Here is a 22696-nt window from a genome sequence, read left to right on the forward strand (position 1 = left end):
TCCCGAACTCGCCGGCATGACCATCGGCGGACGGTACGGAACGCTCAAGGCCGGCTGTGAGGTCGCCGCCGTCGCCGGTGCTGCCCGCAGCCTCATCGTCCGCCCTGGCGTCATCCTGGGACCCGGCGAGTACGTCGGTCGCGGCCTCAAACTCCTGCAGCGAGCCGCCCTAGGAGGACGATGGTTGCTCCCAGCACCGGCTGAGCAACCAATCCAACCGATCGACGTCCGCGACGTTTCGACGTTCGTACTCAACGCCATTGAGCATCGACTAGACGGCGCATACAACGTCGTCGCACCACAAGACCACGCGACGTACGGCGGCCTCATCGACATCTGCCTTGACACCTAACAGGCCGCCGTACCCAACCAGTCTGGGTGGATCCACACTGGCTGATCGAACACGACGTACGCCAGTGGACAGAGATCTCCTATGGCGCGTCCCCCAAGGCACCTGGAAAGTCGACAACCACCAGGCAACCAAGGCCGGCCTGACCTGTCGCCCCCTCCCCAACACCCTGCAAGACTTCAAGCTAACCCTCGACCGCGACGGCCTAATCGCCCACCCCCGTCAGTCCCAACTCGGCCTGCCCCCAGAACGCGAAGCCGACCTACTCGCCAAATGGGACAAGACCCAGACGCCAGACGCACGCTTGACCGGCTGAGCGATCAAGGTCGAGCCGCAGTACTGGCCACCGCGGTTAGGGAGCTGGTACGCCGCCGACTGCTGCCAAGGCTTTCCGGAGGCGGGTCTGTCGATCAAGCAGCCAATCGACGTACTGATTCCAGTTCTCCTCAGAGCTCACGTCCGCGTCAGGCAGGTAATCCGCGACTCGGGTCAACTTACGGTCAGGCAGCTCCTGCCAGTCCAAAGCCAGACCGTAGGCCTGTTCCATCTCGGCTTGTTTGGCTTTGAGTGCTTGGAATCGGCCGAGGTTGACATCGGCGTCGGGTGATTCAAAGACCAGCTCGCTGGAGAGACCGCCCCTGGTAAACGACGTGAAGTAGGTCGCACCGGTGATGCCAGCGGTCATCGTGAACCACGAGTCTCGCGGAGCGCGCCTTGCCCGAGACCAGCCCGGCCGGTCAGCCTTGACGACGTCGATCCACCGACTCCAGAAGGCGCGGTACAGGATTTGTTTGCCGGTCGCTTCAGCCTGGCTGGTGGCGGCCCGAACCGTCTTCTCCCAATCGTTGGGCTGGGCGACGAGTCGGAACGACGGTGCTGGGTCGGACTGTCCGATCCGCACGACGCCGAGTTCTACAGCGAAGAATCTCGTGGCCTCGTCAGTGCGAGCATTCAGCCAGTCGATAGCCGCTCGATGTTCGGCTCGAAACGATGCGGCAACCCAGACGATCGTGGTGGGGTCGGTCCCGGCCGCGTAGGTGAGGATCTGGCCGAGGTGGCCGTGATCGGAGGTCTCGAGCTGATTCTCGACGATCACGACTTCGCCGGTGGTTTCATCGCGGCCCATGAGATCCAAGCTGAATCCGCCCACCGGATGCTCGGCCACGTCGAGCGCGAGATCCATCCCCAGCAAGTCGCTGAGTACGTCGACGTTGTTGAGCAGCCACGGGGTGAAGCTGTGAGCCTCATGCGGCCAAACGTCGCGGGGAGATAGACGAGTAAGGCGGCCAAGGACAGGCATGGGGCCATCAGACATGCGCCCACCTTGCCATCTCAGGACGCTGAGGCGGTGACCGCTAGGCCAAACGTCGGCGAACGGCTGGGCGGGGAACGGCCCAAGAGCTCCGGACATACCGCGCCCGGACACCAACCTGATAGCTCGACTTCTTGAATGGCCGGGTCAGGCGGAAGGCTTCGGCGGGGTCCAGGGTGCTGCTGGGGTGGGCGTTTATCGGACGGGTTGTGGTTGGGGACATCCGGATTGGTGGTGGCGGCGAAGGGGTGGGTGACGCTGCTGGGTGGGCCCGCTGGTGGCGGTTGTTGGTGACCGGACGCGTGGGGTGGACGGCGCCGCTACTGAGAGGTGAATCGGCATGTATCAACCACGACGACGTGTTCGTATCGTCGCCGCGACGCTGGCCGCGATCGCGTTGCCGGCTACGGCTTTGGTGCTCAGCGGTGCGACGCAGGCGACGGCCGGTGGCGGGGCGGCCACGGGTGTGGCGGCTTCGGCTGCTAAGGCTGGGGCTCAGGACTCCGCGGGCGCGAAGGCGGGGGCTCAGGGGTCCGCGAAGGCTGGTGGGCAGAGTTCTGATGTGGTCGGGCTGACCGATCGGGGGCGGCTGGTGAAGTTTCGGTCGGCTGACAGGATCCGTAGTGCGGCGCGGGTGCTGGGACTGAAGGATGATCGGCGGCTGGTGGGGATCGACTTCCGGGTTCAGGACGGGAAGTTGTACGGCGTTGGCGATCGGGGTGGGATCTACACGATCAACACTGGGGCGTACTTCGGGCGGGCCTCGAAGGTGTCGCAGCTCAGCGTGGCGCTGGACGGGCAGAACTTCGGGGTCGACTTCAACCCGGCCGCGAATCGGCTGCGTGTGATCAGTGATACCGGCCAGAACCTGCGCCACAACATCGACGATCCGGCCGGTGCGCCTGCGAGCGGCATGACCGCCGTCGACGGGACGCTGGCGTATCCGGGTGTGCCACCTGCTCCGGCGCCCACGGCGACCGGGGTGACGGCGGCGGCGTACACGAACAACGACCTCGATCCGAACACGGCGACGACGCTGTTCGACATCGACACCATGCTCGACCAGGTCGTGATCCAGTCGCCCGCGAACGCCGGACTGCTCGCACCAACCGGCAAGCTCACGGTCGACGTCGGCCCGTGGGCCGGATTCGACATCTCCACCCAGAACGGCAGCAACCGCGGGCTCGCAGTACTGAGCACCGGCGACCGGATGCGCCTGTACGACATCGAGCTAACCACCGGCAAGGCGACCCGCCTCGGGTCCTTCCCGCGCGACTTCCAGGTCGTCGACCTGGCCGTCCCGCTCGGCCGGTAGTCCGCGCGGCCAGGCTCTTGTGCTCTCTGCCGGAGCCTGGCCGTCGGCAACCACAGGCTCGCAGTACGTCGTGTCTGCGACCGGATACAGCTGTATGACGTTGGCCTGACGACTGGTCGGGCGACTTGGCGTGGGGGCGTGTCCGCGTGGATTCCAGGTTGTTGATCTGGCCGTTGCGCTCGGTCGGTAGTTGGCCGGCCAGGCTCGGTGATCTACCGGAGCCTGGCCGGCGGATTCATTGACCTTGGTCGGCGTTCGTGCTGCGGTGCTCGAGGGTGCCGTGGCCGCCGATGCGGATCACTACCAGATGTACGACGCCCCAGGTGAGGGCTTGGTAGAGGTGTGCGTTCGGGTCGTCGAGGGTTTGCATGCCGTCTGGACCCGCGGCGGTTTCGCAGGCTTCGGCGGCGGCGTCGGTTACTTCTCTGAACGCCTCGTCGAAGGTGTCATCGATCGCCGCTCCCTGTGTTTGCAGCTGGCGGGACAATTCGTCGAGGCGGTCGGCCAGATCGTGCCGGTCGAGTTGCTGCATGTGGGTTCGGGCGTCGGCCAGCAGTACGGCGAGACGAGTCAAGGCGAGGTCTACTGCGGCGGGGTCCTTGACCAGGTGGGACAGGCGGTATCCGTTGACCTCGAAGATCACGGTCACACCGTGTCAGGTGTGGTCGGGAGGAGCAAGAAGCGTCAGCGCGGCTGGGCTTCCCAGGCTGGACGGTGGGGGTCGTCGTTGTGGACGACGATGTCGGCGTGATCGGTCGGGCGGACCGTGTCGAAGTAGAACTGCTGGGACGGCATGTAGCGGCTGCGATAGCGGCGTTCGACCTCGGCTGCTGATCTCGACGAGGTCTGGTCTCGGGTCCGGGCGCGGGCCAACGTGTTCTCGAACGGCGCAGACACGAAGATGCGCAGGTCCCAGCGCTCGATCAGTTCGGGGCGCATGAGGAAGACGCCGTCGAAGAGCAGTACGGCGTCGGCGGGTGCTGACCTGATCGGCTCGGACCGTGGGGTGTCCGTGTCCCTGTCGTAGACCGCCTGCTGGAACCTTCGGTCTCCCCCGGGACCTAGCGGATCGAGGAGTACGCCGTGCAGCGCGTCGAAGTCGAAGCTGTCGTGATAGCAGCCCTCGGCGGAGTCCTCGCCGCGCCGATAGCGCTGTGACCGCGGGGTCAGGAAGTCTTCGATCGTCGCGCGGATGACGTCGCGGCCCTGCTCGCGCAGTACGACGGCAAGCTCGTCCGCCAGCGTGGTCTTGCCCACGGCCGGCGGTCCGTCCACCGCAACCCGCGTCGGGTGCGCGTTCGCAACGGATCCGACCACCTCGGCCAGACGGGTGAGGAGTTCACTTCTGGTGCCGTTCTCCACGTTCTACCGCCGATCGTCGTCGTGAACGTCGCGTCGGGCTGACCCTATGCCGATCGAGGCGTGAAATCAGGCCGTGGTCCGCGAGCCGACGGGGCATTGACATGCCCTCACAAGACTGCTGCCCTGAGATTCTGAGGTCGGGGGCGGCGGGACGTCTGGAGTCACAGCGATGTGGGGGCGGTCGTTCACTCAAAGACGTGGGGTGCCTCCCTCGAGTACTCGGCGATTGTGCGCCGTATCAGGGGGGATCTACCGTGTTCTGCCGCAGAAACATCAGGAAGTTGATCGAGGAATACAACGCCGCTGCGCCCGCCGACAGACCGGCCACGGAGCTTATCCGTTTCCGCAACGCTCTGGTCGCGTTGAAGGCGGCGCCCAGCAAGCTCGCGCCTCCGCACAATCAGGCGAATCGATACGACGACTACGTCTACATCCATCAGCAGTCGATGGCCGGACATCCGGCTTCCGACCCGGGGCCGCACCCTGGCCACAGGGGACCGATGTTCTTCCCATGGCACCGTGAGTTCCTCCGGCGCTTCGAACAGGATCTGCGTACCGTGTCCGGCGACCCGACCCTGTGCTTGCCCTACTGGAACTGGAGCGAGGACAAAACGCCGGCCGATCCCGGCTATCCCTTCTTCACCGAGTTCCTGGGCGGCAACGGGACGGGTCCAGGCATCGTGGTCGCCGATGGCGTCTTCGCCAAAGCCAATGGCTGGAATCTGGCCATCGCCGACGCCTACGACAACGACCCCCAGCATGGCGCGAACCTGTCCTCGCTCCAACGCCAGTTGGGTGCAGGGGCAGCCAACCTACCCACCGCCGCCGCGGTGACAGGCGCATTGGCCGAAGAGACCTACGACGCGCGGCCCTGGAATCGCTCGACCCCGGGCGCTGACAGTTTCCGGAATCTGGTCGAAGGCTGGGTCGGTCCCCAACCGGGACCCAACAACCACAACCGGGTTCATGTCTGGGTCGGTGGATCTATGCTCCCCGGCACGTCGCCGAACGATCCGGTGTTCTTTCTCAACCACGCGAAGGAGGACCAACTCTGGGCGGTCTGGACGCAGAAGTATCCGGCCGTGGCGCACTATCTGCCGCCCGACAGCGAGCCGTTGCCGGCCGGGCATACCCACCTCAAGCGGCTGAGCGACCACATGGACAGCCTGGCCGAGTACTTCAGCGGTACCACGTTGGACCGACCCATCGACCTTCTCGACCACAAGTCGATCACCTGGTACGACACCGACCTACCGGACATCGTCCTGGAATCCGGGCCCGCGGTTGGATTCACCGACGTACCGGCCGGCCTCACGCTCGGTCGGAAGATTCGTTTCCGGATCCGCAACTGCCGCCCTGTGAACGTCAGCGTCACAGCAGTGCCGACGGGCAACTTCAGCGTCGTCGGCGGCCCCGACTTCGTCGTGATCCCCGACCGCGCGAACGACTTCGAGACGCTCGAGATCGAGGTACGTTTCCACGCGATCGGGGCCAATGTGCAGGTGGCCGCGGTCGACCTGCAGGCGACTGTCACTGATGACGAGGGCTACTATTCGGCCAATCCCGGCGATGCGTTCGTGGTCGGCACCTTCCACGTCGAGTTGGTTGCCAGCAACATCATCACGACCGGCAGCTCGATCGCCCTCGTGCTCGATCGTTCGGGCAGCATGGCCGATATCGTCACCGGCGGTCTCACCAAGAACGCGCTGCTGAAGAGCGCAGTCGGCGTGCTCCACAGCTTGATGCACGATGACGACGAGATCGGCATCGCCCGGTTCGACCACGTCGCCGACGCGATCCTGACGATGTCACCGAAATCCGCAGGTCTGGGCACTGTGCTGACCGGACCCGACCTGGATCCGCGCGGCGCGACCAGTGTCGGAGCCGGGCTCCTGGCCGGCAGTGCGCTGATCAACGGCCCAGGCGCGAGCCACCCGAACAAGGCTCTGCTGGTTCTGACCGATGGCAACGAGAACACCGCGCCATTGGTGGGCTCACTGCCTGCAGGGACGGTCAACCAGACGACCTTCGCGATCGGATTCGGATTGCCCGGTCAGGTGAGCGACCAGGTCCTCAGCCAGCTCTCCGGCAACAGCGGCGGCTATCTGTTGACCACAGGTGCAATGAGCAGCGCCACCGAGCGCTTCAGGCTCGCCAAGTACTTCCTTCAGATCCTCAAGGACGCCAGCCTGAACCAGACCGTGATCGATCCGGAGGGGTGGCTGCTGTGGAACCAGACCGCGCAGTCGATCCCCTTCTCACTGATGGCGGCCGACCTGTCGGTCGATGTCGTCGTTCTGTGTCCAGTGCCAGAACTGCTGGACTTCACCCTGACCGCACCAGGCGGAGAAGTGATCACCCGTGACAGCGCGGTCGCCGAGCCGAATGTCAGCTACGTGACAGACGCCGACGTGGCGTACTTCCGGCTCTTGTTGCCTGCACTGACCGCCAACCCCACCGGATCTCATCAAGGTCGTTGGACAGCGAGTCTGCGGCTACGTGATCCGAAAGATGTCCTGGAGGAGCTGGAACTGGAGGGCGACGACCGCGCCATCCAAGCTTTCCTCCGCGCGCTGCGTGAATGGACCAGTCAGCCCGTGCACTACAGCCTGTCGGTCCACACCTACTCGAATCTGCGTCTCGACGCCGCGGTGCTCCAGAAGACCTTCACCCCAGGCGCAGATGCTGCGATCACGGCGTCGTTGCGGGAGTACGACCAGCCGCTGACGGCTCGTGCGAAGGTTTGGGCCGAGGTCCGACTCCCCGACGGGACGATGTCGCGGGTCGAGCTGGCCCACCTCGGGGATGGCCGTTACGCAGCGAACTATCCGCTCACAACCCCCGGCCAATACCAGTTCGTCGTACGTGCGGTCGGCCGCAGCCCGAGCAACCGAGCGTTCAGCCGCGAGAAGATCCTCACCGCGGGCGTGTGGGTTGGCGGCGACGACCCGTGGAAACCGCTCACAGACGAGGATCGGGACGGTCAGGAGGACTTCGGCCGGCTGCGCGATGTGATGGACAAGCTGCCCGGATCTGCTGCTGTCCGGGATCGCTTGAGCCGAGCCGGCCTCGATCTCAAGGGCCTGCGCGATGCACTGATCGCGGCCACCAACCAACCGACCGCCGGGTCCAAGCCCGACGACGTCTCCGTCGACGACCCGGTCGCCAGGCGTCAGTTGGTGTCCGAGCTCACTGAGCAGGCCCGATCCGACACGCCGGAGCTGAGCACGGCAGTCGTTCGCCGACCGAAGCGCCCAGGGGTCCCGGGCAATCTGTTCGTCGACGATCCCGAGCCGATCGCGCCCGACGACGAACCCGGAGGCCACGACCACAATCCCCATAGCTGACTGTCAGCCCTCGATTCGGTGGAGGCGGCGAACTGAGGGACGGCGCCGGGGGGCGACCGGCCGCGCCGGGCATGACCGCCGTGGACGCCGCCGCCAGGAGGTCTGACGCCCGGTTGTCACCCGTGGCGGATGAGGTGTTTGCCGGGCGGGGCGCTGAGAATCGGCAGGGAGCGGGAGGGGTCAGCGTGTGGTACGTGTTCATGTTTGCTGGGCTGGCGATTCTTTGTGTGGTCGTGGTTCTGGTCCGGAATGCCCGGGTCAAGGCTCGCGAGGGGACCGCGGCCGCGGCGGGCAACGCTCCCAGTCATGCTGAGGAGGATCGGGCTCGGCGCGAGCGTAAGCGGCGGCGGGCGCAGTCGAAGGCGGATCGCCGCAAGCGCCACTGACCGGCCAACCAGGCCCCGGCACTGACTGACGAGTACGGCGCCGGGGCCGCCGCGGAACTGTGGGCCAGGGCCTGCTAGACGTGGATCCAGCCGGTGCAGGTGTCTGCGCCGGTGCCGTGGTTGGTGTTCTCGCAGAGCTTCATGTAGATGGCGCCGACCGGGAACTGCGCTGTGTCACAGCCGCGGTCGCCGCCGTCCCACTCGACTATGGGCTTGCGGTCAGGACCCTGCGTCCACATCGCGTAGACGGCGTTCCCGTCGACCTCGCGGTCGCAGACGCTGCCACTGGTGTGCGTATCGCTCACGGAGATGAAGTCCTTGCCCTGGTACGCGTAGTTGTAGTGCGCCGAGGCCACCGGAGCCGTTGCCGTGAGCAACGTCGGTACGGCGAGCAGCGCGGTGGCACCGATGGTCAGCCGGCGGATGTTTCCCGTGTACATGACTCTCCCGAGACGGTTGTCGGAACTGATGTCTGCAGTCTCGTCAACCGTCCCGGCCGAGTCCTTGGCGTAGCGTGCACAGCTCTTGTACGACGGTGCAGTGCAGAGCGTGATCGGTCAGCGGGTGGATCCGCCCGGCGTACGTGGGGATCCCGGGGCCTTGCACACGTTCTGCGACGTGCACCGATTCCGGTTCTTCTCGTCCCGGTCCTTGTCGCCCCGGTCCTTGTCACCCCGGGTCTTGTCGCTCCGGGTGTTGTCGCTCCGGGTGTTGTCGCCACGGTTCTTGTCGTCAGGAGCGGCCGGCTTGTCGGCGCAGGTCCTAGAGGGTTGTTCCGATTGGGGTGCGGTGGTTTGGGGTGATGTGGTTTGGGTGCAGGTTGGTCGGCTCAGGGTTCGGCCGACTACCTGGCGCATCGCTGGGGCCCAGCCGACTGCGGCCGTGGTCGGCTCAGGTGTCGGGTTGGGTTTGGTGGATGGTGCCGATGTATCGGTCTCCGATGGCTTCGGCTCGGACGGCTTCGGCGCGGATGGCGTCGGGTCCGACGGGTCGGGCTCGGATGGCTCAGTCGTCCTGGGCGCGGACGGTTGGGTCGGCTTGGGCGCGGATGGTTGGGGGTCGGTCGGCTTCGGGACGGGCGGTCGCGTCCTGTCCGGCGAAGACGGGTTGGTTGACGGCTTGGGTTCGGCGGGGCGAGTCTTCGTCGGCTGAGGGTCGGTCGGGGTCGGGCGGGTTGTCGGTCGGGGTGGTTGCACGACCGGAGGCTCCGAGGTGGTGGGCGGTTTGGGTACGACGGGCTTGGCCGACGGTGGTGCTGCTGGCTTCGGCGGTCGAGCCGTCGTCCGTGGTGGAGCTGCGGGTTCGGTCCGCTGCGATGGTGCTGGGTTGGCAAGCAAGGTGCCGTCGGAAGGGCCGGCGGGCCAAGGGCGGAGCGCCGGCGACGGGCCGGTCGGCCACGGCAGGAGCGCGGGCGGGTCGGCGGCGGGCTCGTTGGGGAGCAGTTCGCCGGTTGAAGGCAGTCCGACGACGCGGCCGGACTGGTACATGCGGGCCAGCCCAAGCACCACTCGGACGTACGAGTCGGCGTTGTTGTAGCGCCGTACCGCCTGCGCTGCCCCGGCTGAGGTGCGGAGGTTCGACGCACCAGTACACAGGTACTGCGCAGCGCCCAGTGCGGCGTCGAACATGTTGTTCGGGTCGCCGATGCCGTCGCCGTTGCCGTCCGCGTTCACGGAGCGCCAGGTCGACGGGATGAACTGCATCGGCCCGACCGCGCGGTCGTACACGGTGTCGCCGTCGAGCGCGCCGTTGTCGCTGTCGCGGATCACCGCGACGTTGGGCCGGCCGTCCAGCGGGATCCCCCGGATCCGCTTGGTCGCCGACCCGTCGTCGCGGAGTTGGGCGCCGCCGAACCGGCCGTGGTTGGACTCGACCCGTCCGATCGCGGCGAGCAGTGTCCACGGCACTCCGCAGCCCGGATCGCTGGCGGCCAACCGCGCTTCCGCCTGCTTGTACGCGCGTACGGCGACCTCGGGGATCCCGCTCTCGCCGAGCGTCTTGATCACCGGTGCGCCCGAGAGCACCATCGCCACAGGTTTCGCCACTCGACCGGGCCCGACGGGTACGGCGGCCAGCTGCTCCGGAGCGACGAACTCGGCCAATGTCTCGTCCTCGATGAACGGATCGGCCGCTGGTGACTCCACAAGCCCGGCGACGGTGGTCTCGTCGTACCCACCTGTCATTGGACTGTCCGGGAACGACGACGCTGCCAGCGCAGCGAGAGTGATCACCGCGGCGCCCGCACCCGCCAACTGCCAGCGCCCCTGGGCCGCCGGCCGACCGCGGCGGTGCCGTCCGTGGCGTCGTCGTTGGCGTGCCTTGATGAGCTTGGGCACTCGCATGATCCCGATCCCTCCGCCGTCGCAGTCCACTCCCCAGGCCTCCCGAGGTGTTCGGGGTGGACCGCGGCGCGGATCGGTCCGACACGCTGCGCATCCGGATTTGTCGGAGGGGAATGATTCGATGGGCTCAGCCGGTGAAAGGACTCGGGATGATCCGGAAAGCGCTGATCCTCGCCATCTGCCTGTGTCTGCTGCCCTTTGGTACGCAGACCGCCGAGGGTGCTCCGCCCGGGCAACGCGACGTCATCGTCCAACTCTTCGAGTGGAACTGGAAGTCAGTCGGGCAGGAGTGCGTTCAAGTGCTCGGCCCAAAGGGGTACGGCGCAGTCCAGGTCTCTCCACCGCAAGAGCACGTCGTTCTCCCGAGCGCCGGATATCCGTGGTGGCAGGACTATCAACCGGTGAGCTACAAGATCGACAACACGCGACGTGGCACGCGCAGCGAGTTCATCGCGATGGTGAACAGTTGTCACGCGGCCGGCGTCAAGGTGTACGTCGATGCCGTGATCAACCATATGACCGGCGGCTCGTCAGGTGGCGTCGGTAGCGCGGGATCGTCGTACAGCCACTACGTCTACCCCGGCACGTACCAGACCCAGGACTTCCATCATTGCGGGCGGAACGGGAACGACGACATCGTCGACTACGGTGATCGCTACGAGGTGCAGAACTGCGAGCTCGTCGATCTGGCCGACCTGGCGACCGATACCGACTACGTGCGCGGGCGGATTGCGGCGTACCTGAACGATCTGCTCGCGATCGGTGTCGACGGTTTCCGGCTGGATGCCTCCAAGCACATGGCGGCCGGGGACATCGCGGCGATCAAGGCTCGGCTGTCGCGATCGGCGTACCTGTATCAAGAGGTCATCTACGGGGCGGGTGAACCGATCACGCCGGATGAGTACCTCGGCAACGGGGACGTGCTCGAGTTCCGCTATGGCAAGGATCTGGCGAAGATCTTCAACACCGAGAAGCTCGCGTACCTGCGGACCTTCGCGTCGCCGCTGCCGTCGGATCAGGCGGTGGTATTCACCGACAACCACGACACTCAGCGCGGCAGCGGAGTGCTGACGTTCCGCGACAACGGGCGTTATGCGATGGCGAACGCGTTCATGCTGGCCTGGACGTACGGGACGCCGAAGGTGATGTCGAGCTACGAGTACAGCTCCAACGACCAGGGTCCGCCGTCGGCCGGCGACGGACGTACGACCGACACGATCTGCTTCAGCAACGGGTGGCGGTGCGAACACGAATGGCGCGTGATCGCCAACATGGTTGCCTTTCACAACAACACCCGCGGTACGCCGGTGACCGATTGGTGGGACAACGGCAACGACGCGATCGCGTTCGGACGCGGCGACAAGGGTTATTTGATCCTGAACGACGAAGGCTCTGCCCTCACCGGCCGCAGCTTCCACACCAGTCTCCCGGCGGCGTGTACTGCGACGTCTTCCACGGCGACTACTCCGCGGGCCAATGCACAGGACCGACGTACACAGTCGACTCAGCAGGCTGGTTCAAAGCCGACATAGCCCCCCAAGACGGCCTAGCCCTCCACTCCGCCGCCAAACTCTCATGACCGGACGCGTGTAGGTTGAGCCGAGGCTGCGCTGACTCTCTGGGGATCGGGGTTAGATGAAACGGTTGACCCGTTGGTGAAGCAATTCGATGGTCTGCCGGGGGCCAAGCCTTACACGGTGGATGTTCGTACCGGGCGGTTCTTGTCGGTCTGGCGGGGCTGAGTGGAGGAGCGGGATGACGTTCTCGGTTGTGGGGTTTGATTCGGGGTCTGGGTCTTGGGGGGTTGCGGTTGCGTCTAAGTTCTTGGCGGTGGGGGCGGTGGTGCCTGGGGGGGGGGCGGGGGCTGGGGCGGTTGCTACGCAGGCAATGGCTGAGCTTTCGTTTGGACCGGACGGGTTGGATTTGCTTGCTGAGGGCAACTCGGCTGAGCAGGTGATCGCGCAGTTGACCGGTCGGGACGACGAGCGTGAGCATCGGCAGGTCGGGATGGTCGACAGTGAGGGGCGGGGAGCTACGTTCACCGGTGGCTCGTGCATGGAGTGGGCGGGTGGGATGGCCGGCGACGGGTTCGCTGTGCAGGGCAACATCCTCGTGGGTCCAGAGGTGGTGGCGGCGATGGCCGAGGCCTGGGAGCGAAGAGACGGGGACCCGCTCGAGCGGCGGTTGCTCGCTGCGCTGACAGCCGGGGATCAGGCCGGGGGTGACCGTCGCGGGCGTCAAAGTGCGGCACTGCGGGTGTGGCGCGAGGGCGCGGCGTACGGCGGTGTGCTCGATATCGCCATCGACCTGCGCGTCGACGACCACCCAACTCCGGTCGACGAACTGGCACGTCTCCTGGATCTCCACGATCTGTACTTCGGCAAGCCGGACCCAGCAAGCCTTCTCCCGCTTGAGGGACCCTTGGCGGCCGAGGTCGCCGGCCTCCTCGAAAAGCTTGGCTACACCATGAATGACGCGCTGGAGACCTGGGCGAGCGTGGAGAACTACGAAGAACGGCTCGTCCCGGGCAAGATCGACCCAGTCGTGCTGCGTCAACTCCGCCAAGCCGCAAGCACGAGCCCGTGACCGGCGACGAACTGCCTGCTGGCTTCGACTGGATCATTCACGGCACTCAACGCGTCAGCGCTGCACCTTCGGGCGAGTTCACGAGCCGTGGCTTGCCTGCCGACGTTGACGTCTTGAGGATGCGATCGCGGCTCGCCTCTGTCACCAAGCCCATCGTCGCCGCTGCCGTCGTACTGGCCTGCCGTCAGTCACCCGGCGCCTGGGATACCCCGATCCGCGAGCACTTTCCTGAGCTTCACGCGGTATGGCAGCTGGACCCTACGATCACGCTGACAGATCTCCTGAGCCACACCTCCGGGATCGCGGTCCCATTCGACGACGCCGCGCAGGCGGACTTCGGCGACGGTGACGACGCGCTGATGCGCCAGGTCGCGCTAGTCGCAGCAGGAGGTCAGCAAGACCAGCCGCGGACCGTCTGGAGGTACGGCGGAGTGGGCTTCTGGCTCGCCGGCGCCGTCGTTGCACGAATGACGGGTACGACGTTCGAGCAGGTCGTCGACGAGTTCGTGATCCGGCCGGCCGGTATGACTCGCACCGGATTCGAGACTCCACCCGACTCAGACTTGCCGCCAACCGGACCAGGTGATGCGTTCCCGCGAGCGCGGAGGCCAAGTGGTGGGCTGTGGTCCTGCGTCGACGACCTGCTGAAGTTCTCCGCCTTCCTCTACGCCGATCCGGAACTGGTAGCGCAGCTCTCTGCCCCGCTCGCGCGCACTGAAGACGACGGAGTCAGCTACGGCCTCGGGATGTTCACCGACGACAAGCGCCGCTTCTTCCTCCACACCGGCGACTGGCACGCCTTCCACACCTGCGCACTGTGGACCCAAGAGACCCAGGAGACCCAGGAGGCGACGATCGTGCTCTCCCACGGTCCCCAAGGCGGAGCGACCGTCGAGCGCCTGCTGCTCGCTCGTCTACAAGCGATCAGCTGAGCCAACACCAGTGCGTGATGGCGGATTCGGAGCGGCCGATCCGGTTTCGCCGCGCCGGGCGGCGGTCGGACGGCTGTGACTGCCGGCCCGTGCCTTCTCGCTGCCGCGGTGTCGATCCACCGCTGCCGGCCCCAGCCAGCCTGACGGCGGTGTCGATCGGTCGCTGTGGCACCTAGCTAGGCTGGGCGGGGTTGTGGTGGTTCGGTGACGGTAGGGGTGGGTACGGGTGTCAGGATGTTGGTAGCGGAGCGGTACCGGTTGGGCGCCTCCATGGGTCGGGGTGGGATGGGTGAGGTGTTCCGCGGCACGGATGAGCAGTTGGGGCGTCCGGTCGCGGTCAAGTTGCTGCTGCCGTCCGACAAGGATCCGCGCGCTGCCGAGCGCTTTCACCGGGAGGCGCGCGCCGCTGCCAGGCTGAACGATCCGCACGTGGTCGCGGTGTACGACTTCGGCAACCACGGTGACGGGTTCTTCCTGGCGATGGAGCTGGTCGAGGGCGGGTCGGTGGCGGACGAGCTCGCCGAGAAGGGGCCGCTGCCGAAGGACCGGGCGATCGACCTCATCGAGCAGAGCGCCGCGGGTCTGGCCGCGGCGCATGAGCAGGACGTCGTACATCGTGATGTGAAGCCGAGCAACCTGTTGCTGACGACCGAGGGGACCGTCAAGGTCGCCGACTTCGGTATCGCTCACGTCCCGGAAGAAGGGGCGAGCACGCTGACGGGGACCGGCCAGATCATCGGCAGCGTCCACTACCTCGCGCCGGAGCGGGCGCGCGGCGAGCGGTCCGGTAAGCCGGCGGACGTGTACGCGCTGGGTTGCGTGCTCTACCAGCTGGTCACCGGCCGGCCGCCGTTCACGGCGGATCATCCGACGGCGATCCTCTACCAGCATGTCGACGCTTCTCCTGGTCAGCCGAGTCTGATTCGTCCCGAACTCGGCGGCTCCTTCGAGATCGGCCTGCTCGGGATGCTCTCCAAAGATCCCGCTGACCGTCCGTCCGCCGAGGAGGTCGCGGGCGGTTATCTGCGTACGGCGAGCGTTGGCACCGCAGCACCCGCAGGCCCAGAGACGACCAGCCCACTCGAGCCCCTGCCACCGCCGCCGCCGAACCACAAACGGCGGAACGCCCTGCTGATCGGACTGATCGCGGCCCTCGCGACGGCGGCCGCCGTCATGGCCGGCTTCATCCTCAACGGCAACGACACGCCGCCCCCGACCACCGACGTCGGGCCACAAACAACCCCCAGTACCGCGAGGCCGAGCCCAACCACGACCGACCCCTCTCGGTCCGCAACCGAGAATCAGCAGAGCCAGACGACGAAGACTCAGCCCACACGGAGCCCCTCACCGTCACGCACCCCGTCCGAGACTCCCTCGACCACCCCGTCGGAAACGCCGTCACCGACCGAGCCCACCCAGACCAGCACCACCAGCGAACCCACTCAGTCGACGCCTACCTCCCCGTCGAACACACCGCCACCCGAGACCAACTCACCGAGCACGCAACCGTCAGGCACGCCGCCACCACCTGGCGCCGAGTAGGAGGCGTAGAAATCCTTGCGGGGGGCACCGAAGATCTGTCCGCGTTTTCGGGAAGAGGACCGTGAACGAATCCGTCGTTGAGATCAACGGCCATCGGGTCGTGGCTGTGTCGCGGGTGACGACCCTGGCACGTCTCAGCGCGGGGTCGGTCTGCATCCGCTGCGGCGCCCACTTCGTGGACCGGCCCGAGATCGAGAACACCTCCTGCCCGGTCGCGGGCACTACGCACGGTCACGAGCTGTTCACCGATCCGGACGACGGACTCCTGTACTGCCGGCGCTGCCCGCTGGTGGCGTACGACCTCGACGACGTCGCCACCGAACCGCAGTGCCCGATGCCCCTGCACTCCTGGCATTAGCCGTTGGCACGAGCCGGGCTCACGCGGCGGTCGGCAGTGGATCGAGCTTCCCGCGAAGGTCGCGAAGGATCCTGTTCAGCAGCCGGGAGATCTGCATCTGGCTGACGCCGATGTCGTCGCCGATGTCCGACTGCGTCCACCCTTCCACGAACCGCAGCTCCAGGATCCGCCGATCGCGCGGGTCCAGGTCGTCGACGACCGGGCCGAGCATGTCGACGGCTTCGAGCTGGTCGAAGTACCGACGGTCGCTGTCGTCGGCGACGGTCTCACCCAGCGGAGATTCAGACTCGGTGGCAGGCCGATCGAGCGACAGCACGTTGAAGCATCCTCGCGCAGCCTCGGCGCCGTTGACCTCCGTGACGTCGACGCCGATGCGGTCCGCGATCTCCGTGAGCGTGGGTTCACGGTTGAGTTCCTGCTCGAGCACCGGTACGGCGGCCGCGATCATGCCCTGGAGTTCCTGCATCCGGCGTGGGATTCGCACGGTCCAGGAACAGTCGCGGAAGTACCGCTTCACCTCGCCACGGATGGTCGGGATGGCGAACCCGATGAACGGCGTACCGTGGTCGAGCCGGAAGTTGTGCACCGCCTTCAGCAGACCGAGGTACGCGACCTGTTCGAGGTCCTCGTCCTCGGCACCGCGACCGCGGAACCGCCGCCCGATCCCGCGGGCGATCTCGATGTTCAACTCGACGATCTCTTCGAGCAGCCGTTGCTGCTCGTCCTCGTCCGTACTGCGTTCTCTGGCCTCGAACAATGCCCAGGTTGCGGCTTCGCGGCGGGCTCTGTCCTCGGGAGTCAGGCAGTCCTTGCGGACTGGGCTGACCAGAGCGGATTCGGTGGGAACCATGAAGATGACCTCGCGACGGGGAGTCACGGCGCAGCCCACCTCCGGACCACGGTCATTACCTACGTCAATCCAGTACCCCATCGCATGCATGGACGGCCGGAACGCGGGTACCCGATGCGCCCAAGGCACGGTCGGTGGAGTGCGGCCAGAACTGCGGGCTGGGTCTCCACGACCGTGCCATCGGAGTACGACGTACTCTCAGGAGCATCGCTCCAGCGCACACCAACCACCACAAACGGCGAGGTCTGCTCAGGGCTTCGGCTTCTTCGGCTTGTCCTGACCCGGCTTCTCGTCCTTCGGGCGACTGGTGGGTCCGGGATCCGGCGGCTTCGGCTTGCTGGGACCTGACTGCGGCAACGGCTGGAGCGTCGTCGTCCGGGTGACCGTGTGGATCGCGGCCGGACTCGGTGGTCGAGACGTCGTCTCGTGATGCGGCTGTCACGCGGAGTCAGGTCGTTTGTCGTCGGGAGCTTCACATCCCTTGTGGCGAAGACGATTCCGAGAGTTGCCGACAGCACCAATGCCAGTCCGGCGACAACTCCGGCGCGCACCGGCCGCGCGGCTGTCCGCGTACGGGTAAACCTCCGGTGACCGGCGGCTGGACGCCGTCGGCGACCTGCGCCGCGGTCGGTCGTTCGGTGGGGTCCTTGGTGAGCATCCAGAGCAGTAGCGCTTCGACATCGCGGGCCAACTCAGGCCGGAGTTCACTTAGCGGAACCGGTTCGCGCCGTACGTGCTGGAACATGATCGACGCCGGCTCGTCAGCGAGGAACGGCGGATGCCCGGTGACCAACTGGTACAGCACACAGCCGAGCGCATAGACATCGGACGGCGGCTCCGCAGGACGACGCATGTACACCGCACGGCCGCGTTTCGCCGCGGGTACCGGGCAGCCATACCGCTTCGCGTCGAGCAGCACCGGCCAGGCCGAGTGCAGCCAAGCTCGAGAGCCGGGTCTCGTCCTGGCACTGGGGTTCGGTGCTCGGCGCGGAGCACTGTCAGTCGCTCGCGATGAGACGTCTGGCGACTTCTCGCAGTTTGACGTTGCCGTCCTGGGAGAGGCGGGCCAGGAAGGCGAAGGCGCGTTCGTCGGTCAGGTGGTAGCGCTCCATCACGATGCCGACCGCGGTGCCGATCGTGCTGCGGGTGCGCACGGCTTCCTGCAGGTTGTGGATTTCGCGGGCGTAGTCGATCGCCATCGCCGCCTGGTGCCGGAACAGTTCACCGAGGCCACCAAGATCACCGAACGCGCCGACCTGACGGGCGTACAGGTTCAGCGCGCCACGCGACTTGGGCGCGTCAAACAGTTGAATGCCGGCCTGGGCGTTGAGCCCGGCAGCCACCGCACTCGCGGCGTACCGCGGGAACCGCTCGTCATGCGCCAGATCAGGTGACGTGATGTGCACCGAATCCGCGGCGGCCTGGTAGCAGGGGCCTTCCCGCAGTTCGTACTGCGCGGCGTCGACACCCCACAGCAGGTCGTCGGTCGGCGCGACCGTCTCCAACCGGCCGTCGACATGCAGGATCGTGATGCTCGCGTAGTCGGTGTCCGGCAGCGCCTCGACCGCCGCCGCCGTGATCCGACTCAGCGTGTGGTCAAGGTCGCCAGGAGTGAGCGTCCTCGCCAATCGCTGGGCCAGGTCCAGGAGCCGGTCGTCAGTCACGACCCAGCCGGTACCCGACCGGGTGAACCTGAAGCCCTGTTTACGCTCGAGTGTCCTGGTCCAGGAGGCGGTTGACGGAGCGTTCGAGGGTGGCGCGGGTCTCGTCGTCGTCCAGGTCGGTGCCGGCGCGGTCTACGGCATCGGTGATGGTGCGGCCGTGCTCGTACTGCTCGACGACGCGCGGATCGACGTACGACGTACGCGCGACTGTCGGGGTGTTGCCGAGGTGATCGGAGACCTCCTCGAGCATCTCCTTGACCGCCGCGTTCAAGGCCTTCTTCGTCGTCGGCGGGTCCGCCTCGGCCAGGTCCACCGCGGCGTGCACGGTGGCGGTCCAGGTCCGGAGATCTTTGACCGTGTAGTCCTCTCCGACCAGTTCCTGAAAACGCTCGTTGATCGTGCCCGCGTCGATCTCGTGATAGCCGTCGTCGTCGCGGTACATCAGCAGCAGCGGGTTCTTGTGCCGGGCCCGCTTCAGCGACCGTACGGCGGTCGCCAGCCGATCGTCGTCCAACTCGATCGCCCGCTGCTGGCCGCCCTTCGCCACGAAGTCGAACACGACCTTGCCCTTGCTGACCCGGACATCGTCGCGCAGCAACGTCGCCGCACCACGGCTGCCGTGCTCCTCGGCGTACTCCGTGTTGCCGGTCCGGAAAACGCCGTAGTCGAGCATTCGCAGCGCTACGGCGAGCACTCGGCTGCGATCGAGACCGCGCTTGCACAGGTCCGCGTCGACCGCCTCCCGGAAGGCCGGGAGTTTGCGTGCCAACCGACGTACGCGATCGTGCTTGTCTTCGTCCTGGGCCGAGCGCCAGTCGTCGTGGTACAGGTACTGCCGCCTGCCCGCCTCATCCGTGCCCATCGCCTGGATGTGACCGTTCGGGTACGGACAGATCCACACGTCCGTCCAGGCCGGCGGGATCGCCAGCGTCCGGATCCGCTCGACCACGTCCGTGTCCTTGAGAACCTTGCCGTCGGCATCCACATAGCTGAACCCACGCCCACGCCGCCGACGCGAGAAACCCGGCTCGTCAGGATGGCTCCGCCGAAGTCGCATACCGCCCCGGTACCCGACTCCATGCCCCAGCTGTTGTTGGTGCCGCGTGTGGGTGAGTCGCGGGAGTGACCGGTCACTGACGCCAAGTAGGCGTTTGAAACGGGGTATTGCGCGGGCGGGTTCTTGGCTTCATAGTTGCGGTCACTTGGGTGCTCACGGGGGGCTGTGAGGGCTGGTGAGGACAGGTGAGCCTGGGGGGCTTCATGAGGCGTTACGCCGGATTGCGCCGGTGGGTGGCTGCGGCCTGCGTGCTGTTGTTGGTGCCGTTGGCAACGATCGAGTCGGCGAGCGCCGTCGCGCAGGTGCCGGCCGGATTCAGTGAGCAGGTGGTGTTCACCGGGCTGAGCAACCCGACGAACGTCGCGTTCTCGCCGGACGGACGGGTGTTCGTCGCGGAGAAGAGCGGCCTGATCAAGGTGTTCGACTCGCTCGACGACCCGACGCCGTCGATCTTCGCCGACCTGCGCACCCAGGTCTACAACTACTGGGACCGCGGCCTGCTCGGGATGGCGCTGCACCCCGACTTCCCTGCCGATCCGCGCATCTACGTGCTGTACACGCACGACGGCCTGATCGGCGGCCCGACACCGAAATGGGGTACGGCGGGAGCGACGGACGATCCGTGCCCGTCACCACCCGGGCCGACCAGCGACGGCTGCCAGGCAAGCGCCAGGTTGTCGGCGATCACCCCGGGCGGCGCCGAGCAGGTGCTCGTCGAGGACTGGTGCCAGGTGTTCCCCAGCCACTCGATTGGCTCGATCGAGTTCGGCCCTGACGGCATGATCTACGCCGGCGGCGGTGACGGCGGCAGCTTCGGGTACGCCGACTACGGCCAGGACGGCTTCACGGCATCGGACGAGACCCCCGACAACCCCTGTGCCGACGGCCAGGCACCCGTCGGCGCGAAGCTCACCTCGCCAACCGCTGAAGGCGGTGCGCTGCGCGCCCAGGACGTACGCACCAGCGGCGACCCCGCAAGCCTCGACGGCTCCATCATCCGGATCGATCCGGACACCGGCCTCGCCGCACCGGGCAACCCGGCTGCGGGTAGCTCCGATCCGAACACTCGCCGTATCGTCGCGCACGGCCTGCGCAACCCGATGCGCTTCGACTTCCGCCCAGGCACCAACGAACTCTGGATCGGCGACGTCGGCTGGACGAAGTGGGAAGAGATCGACCGCATCGTCAACCCCACCGCGCGGGTCACGAACTTCGGCTGGCCCTGCTACGAGGGCCCGGGGCGCACGGCCGCCTACGACGCCCTCAACCTCAACCTCTGCGAGAACCTGTACGCCGCCGGCACGAGCGCGGTCGCCACGCCGTACTACACCTACGACCACACCGCGCACATCGTCACCGGCGAGACCTGCAGCACCGGCAGTTCGTCGATCTCCGGCATGTCCTTCTACGAGAACGGCAACTACCCACCGGAGTACGACGGCGCCCTGTTCTTCTCCGACTACAGCCGGCAGTGCACCTGGGCGATGCTCCCCGGCACCAACGGCCTCCCGGACCCCGCCAAGATCGTCAACTTCGCGTCGGGGTACGGAACGACCAGACTGCAGCAGGGTCCGGGCGGCGACCTGTTCGCGGTCGACTACGACAACGGCAGGGTCCTGCGCTACGTCTACAGCGCGACCAACAACCCGCCGACCGCGGTGATCGACGCGGACCCGTCCAGCGGACCGACCCCGCTGACGGTCACCTTCGACGGGACCGCCTCGAACGACGCCGACGGCGACGCGCTCACGTACGCGTGGGATCTGGACAACGACGGCCAGTACGACGATTCGACGGCGTCAACTGTCCAGCACACCTACACCACCAGCGGCGCCGCCATCGCCCGGCTGAAGGTGACCGACAGCCACGGCGGGACCGGTACGGCGACCACCCAGATCAATGTCGCCAACACCGCACCAACGGCGTTGATCACGTCACCCGGTCCCGCGACGACGTGGAAGGTTGGCGACACCATCAGTTTCGCGGGCACCGCCACGGATCCGGAGCAGGGCACGCTCCCCGGCTCTGCGCTGACCTGGGCGCTGATCATGCATCACTGCCCAAGTGATTGCCATGCGCACCAAATCACGACGATGACCGGAGCGAGTGGCACCTTCACCGCGCCCGATCACGAATACCCGTCATATCTCGAATTGCGGCTGACCGCGAGGGACTCCGGCGGGCTGACCGACGTCAAGAGCGTGCAACTGGAGCCGAAGACGGTGAAGCTCACGTTCGGCACTCAGCCGTCGGGTCTGCAGCTGACCTACCTGAACAAGACCGCGGTCGCTCCGACCACCGGTACGGCGATCGTCGGCTCGAGCGGATCGTTGTCCGCCGGCCTCCTGCAGTCGTCGGCGAACAACCTCTACCGGTTCGCATCCTGGTCCGACAACGGTGCGCGCAACCACAACTTCGTCGCGCCGGCGGCGCCCGCGACGTACACGGCGAGGTACGTGCCGAAGCGCAACCTCGCCCGCGGCCGGGCGGTCGCGGTGTCGAGCGTCTACGCGGCCGGCCGGGAGGGATCGAAGGCGGTCGACGGGTCGATGACGACTGCGTGGACGAGCAAGCGCAGCGATCCGCAATGGCTGCGGGTCGACCTCGGCTCGGTCCAGGTGGTCAACCAGGTGCTGCTCAACTGGTCGTCGGCGTACGCGAAGGCGTACCAGATCCAGGTGTCCGGCAACGCGCAGACCTGGAAGACCGTCTACTCGACCACCGCCGGGAACGGCGGCACCGACAACGTCGTGTTCGGGGCGATCTACGCGCGGTACGTGCGGATCAACGCGACCGCTCGCGTTGCGGCAGGCAACTACTACGCGCTGTGGGAGTTCGGGGCGTACGGCGACCGCGGGCCGATCACCGGGATCGCCGGCAAGTGCATCGACATCTACCAGGCCCGGACGGACAACGGCACGCCGACCGTCCTCTACACCTGCCACAGCGCCTTGAACCAGCAGTGGACGCAGTACGAGGACGGCACGGTGCGCTCGCTCGGCAAGTGCCTCGACGTGCGCGGTACGACGATCCGGTCCGAGGCGGTGCTGTGGACGTGTGACGGGAGTGCTGGGCAGAAGTGGTTGCCTCGTCCGGACGGATCGCTGCTGAACGTGCGCTCCGGGCAGTGCCTCGACGCCACCGGTGCGTCCAGCGCCAACGGCACGAAGCTGATCATCTACACCTGCCACGTCGCGGTGAACCAGAAGTGGGTGCTGCCGTAAATCAGTCGAGTCGTTGTCGAGCTGTGGGACGGCGAGGCGACTCCTGGACGACCAGGGGCTCGCGAGACCG

The 22696-nt window shown here is 66.7% G+C and carries 19 protein-coding genes and 1 pseudogene; 11 read left to right on the forward strand and 9 right to left on the reverse strand.

Annotated features, from left to right (window positions below; translation table 11 throughout):
• Positions 1-16 precede the first annotated feature (16 nt).
• Entirely contained in the window at positions 17-352 is a 336-nt protein-coding gene (locus tag E0H73_RS09030) for a Rossmann-fold NAD(P)-binding domain-containing protein (protein WP_131353025.1), read from the forward strand.
• A gap of 349 nt (positions 353-701) precedes the next feature.
• Here E0H73_RS09030 and E0H73_RS09035 read toward each other — a convergent pair whose 3' ends face one another.
• Complete coding sequence (locus E0H73_RS09035; protein ID WP_202867270.1) at positions 702-1664, reverse strand: DUF4268 domain-containing protein; 963 nt, start codon at positions 1662-1664, stop codon at positions 702-704.
• A gap of 337 nt (positions 1665-2001) precedes the next feature.
• On the opposite strand from E0H73_RS09035, the gene E0H73_RS09040 reads away from it, so the two are divergent.
• A complete protein-coding gene (locus tag E0H73_RS09040) occupies positions 2002-2976 on the forward strand; it encodes a DUF4394 domain-containing protein (RefSeq protein WP_131353026.1) in 975 nt (324 codons plus the stop codon).
• A 235-nt stretch (positions 2977-3211) separates the two neighbouring features.
• On the opposite strand, the gene E0H73_RS09045 is transcribed toward E0H73_RS09040, so the two are convergent.
• Both E0H73_RS09045 and E0H73_RS09050 read right to left on the reverse strand, forming a co-directional pair.
• The gene (locus tag E0H73_RS09045) at positions 3212-3619 is read right to left on the reverse strand and encodes a hypothetical protein (RefSeq protein ID WP_131353027.1); all 408 of its coding nucleotides are present in this window, start codon (positions 3617-3619) and stop codon (positions 3212-3214) included.
• A 41-nt stretch (positions 3620-3660) separates the two neighbouring features.
• Complete coding sequence (locus tag E0H73_RS09050; RefSeq protein WP_202867305.1) at positions 3661-4293, reverse strand: cytidylate kinase family protein; 633 nt, start codon at positions 4291-4293, stop codon at positions 3661-3663.
• A gap of 326 nt (positions 4294-4619) precedes the next feature.
• Here E0H73_RS09050 and E0H73_RS09055 point away from each other — a divergent pair, with 326 nt between their 5' ends.
• Together E0H73_RS09055 and E0H73_RS09060 are read left to right on the forward strand one after the other, a co-directional pair.
• Complete coding sequence (locus E0H73_RS09055) at positions 4620-7685, forward strand: tyrosinase family protein (protein WP_165555543.1); 3066 nt, start codon at positions 4620-4622, stop codon at positions 7683-7685.
• A gap of 194 nt (positions 7686-7879) precedes the next feature.
• A complete protein-coding gene (locus tag E0H73_RS09060; protein ID WP_131353030.1) occupies positions 7880-8071 on the forward strand; it encodes a hypothetical protein in 192 nt (63 codons plus the stop codon).
• Between the two features lie 74 nt (positions 8072-8145).
• Here the strand turns inward: E0H73_RS09060 and E0H73_RS09065 are convergent, their stop codons facing one another.
• Together E0H73_RS09065 and E0H73_RS09070 are read right to left on the reverse strand one after the other, a co-directional pair.
• Positions 8146-8511, reverse strand: a complete 366-nt coding sequence (locus tag E0H73_RS09065; RefSeq protein ID WP_131353031.1) for a hypothetical protein — start codon at positions 8509-8511, stop codon at positions 8146-8148.
• Positions 8512-8628: 117 nt separating this feature from the next.
• Positions 8629-10413 carry a lytic transglycosylase domain-containing protein gene (locus E0H73_RS09070; RefSeq protein WP_131353032.1) on the reverse strand — a complete coding sequence of 595 codons (1785 nt, stop codon included), beginning with the start codon at positions 10411-10413 and terminating at the stop codon, positions 8629-8631.
• Positions 10414-10562: 149 nt separating this feature from the next.
• Between E0H73_RS09070 and E0H73_RS48330 the strand changes: the two are divergent.
• The 6 genes and pseudogenes from E0H73_RS48330 to E0H73_RS09095 all read left to right on the forward strand — a co-directional run.
• Positions 10563-11204, forward strand: a pseudogene (locus E0H73_RS48330) (alpha-amylase family glycosyl hydrolase); the annotation flags it as partial.
• A gap of 461 nt (positions 11205-11665) precedes the next feature.
• The gene (locus tag E0H73_RS48335; RefSeq protein WP_420323421.1) at positions 11666-11992 is read left to right on the forward strand and encodes an alpha amylase C-terminal domain-containing protein; all 327 of its coding nucleotides are present in this window, start codon (positions 11666-11668) and stop codon (positions 11990-11992) included.
• A 176-nt stretch (positions 11993-12168) separates the two neighbouring features.
• Complete coding sequence (locus E0H73_RS09080; protein ID WP_131353033.1) at positions 12169-12999, forward strand: DUF1028 domain-containing protein; 831 nt, start codon at positions 12169-12171, stop codon at positions 12997-12999.
• 119 nt (positions 13000-13118) lie between these two features.
• The gene (locus E0H73_RS09085) at positions 13119-13931 is read left to right on the forward strand and encodes a serine hydrolase domain-containing protein (protein WP_131353034.1); all 813 of its coding nucleotides are present in this window, start codon (positions 13119-13121) and stop codon (positions 13929-13931) included.
• A gap of 234 nt (positions 13932-14165) precedes the next feature.
• Positions 14166-15473 (forward strand): serine/threonine-protein kinase, encoded by a 1308-nt coding sequence (locus E0H73_RS09090; RefSeq protein WP_131353035.1) that lies wholly within the window; start codon positions 14166-14168, stop codon positions 15471-15473.
• A gap of 61 nt (positions 15474-15534) precedes the next feature.
• Positions 15535-15831 (forward strand): hypothetical protein, encoded by a 297-nt coding sequence (locus tag E0H73_RS09095; RefSeq protein WP_131353036.1) that lies wholly within the window; start codon positions 15535-15537, stop codon positions 15829-15831.
• Between the two features lie 19 nt (positions 15832-15850).
• Here the strand turns inward: E0H73_RS09095 and E0H73_RS09100 are convergent, their stop codons facing one another.
• From E0H73_RS09100 to E0H73_RS09115, 4 genes are all read right to left on the reverse strand, one after another.
• Positions 15851-16681, reverse strand: a complete 831-nt coding sequence (locus E0H73_RS09100) for a sigma-70 family RNA polymerase sigma factor (protein WP_131353037.1) — start codon at positions 16679-16681, stop codon at positions 15851-15853.
• 472 nt (positions 16682-17153) lie between these two features.
• Complete coding sequence (locus E0H73_RS09105) at positions 17154-17534, reverse strand: protein kinase domain-containing protein (protein WP_131353038.1); 381 nt, start codon at positions 17532-17534, stop codon at positions 17154-17156.
• 145 nt (positions 17535-17679) lie between these two features.
• The gene (locus E0H73_RS09110) at positions 17680-18345 is read right to left on the reverse strand and encodes a GAF and ANTAR domain-containing protein (RefSeq protein WP_131353039.1); all 666 of its coding nucleotides are present in this window, start codon (positions 18343-18345) and stop codon (positions 17680-17682) included.
• A gap of 40 nt (positions 18346-18385) precedes the next feature.
• The gene (locus tag E0H73_RS09115; RefSeq protein ID WP_131353040.1) at positions 18386-19402 is read right to left on the reverse strand and encodes a DNA topoisomerase IB; all 1017 of its coding nucleotides are present in this window, start codon (positions 19400-19402) and stop codon (positions 18386-18388) included.
• 203 nt (positions 19403-19605) lie between these two features.
• Here E0H73_RS09115 and E0H73_RS09120 point away from each other — a divergent pair, with 203 nt between their 5' ends.
• Entirely contained in the window at positions 19606-22626 is a 3021-nt protein-coding gene (locus E0H73_RS09120) for a ricin-type beta-trefoil lectin domain protein (protein ID WP_131353041.1), read from the forward strand.
• The last annotated feature ends 70 nt before the right edge of the window (positions 22627-22696 follow it).

It is taken from the genome of Kribbella pittospori (assembly GCF_004331465.1).
In the GTDB taxonomy this organism is placed as follows: Bacteria; Actinomycetota; Actinomycetes; order Propionibacteriales; family Kribbellaceae; genus Kribbella; species Kribbella pittospori.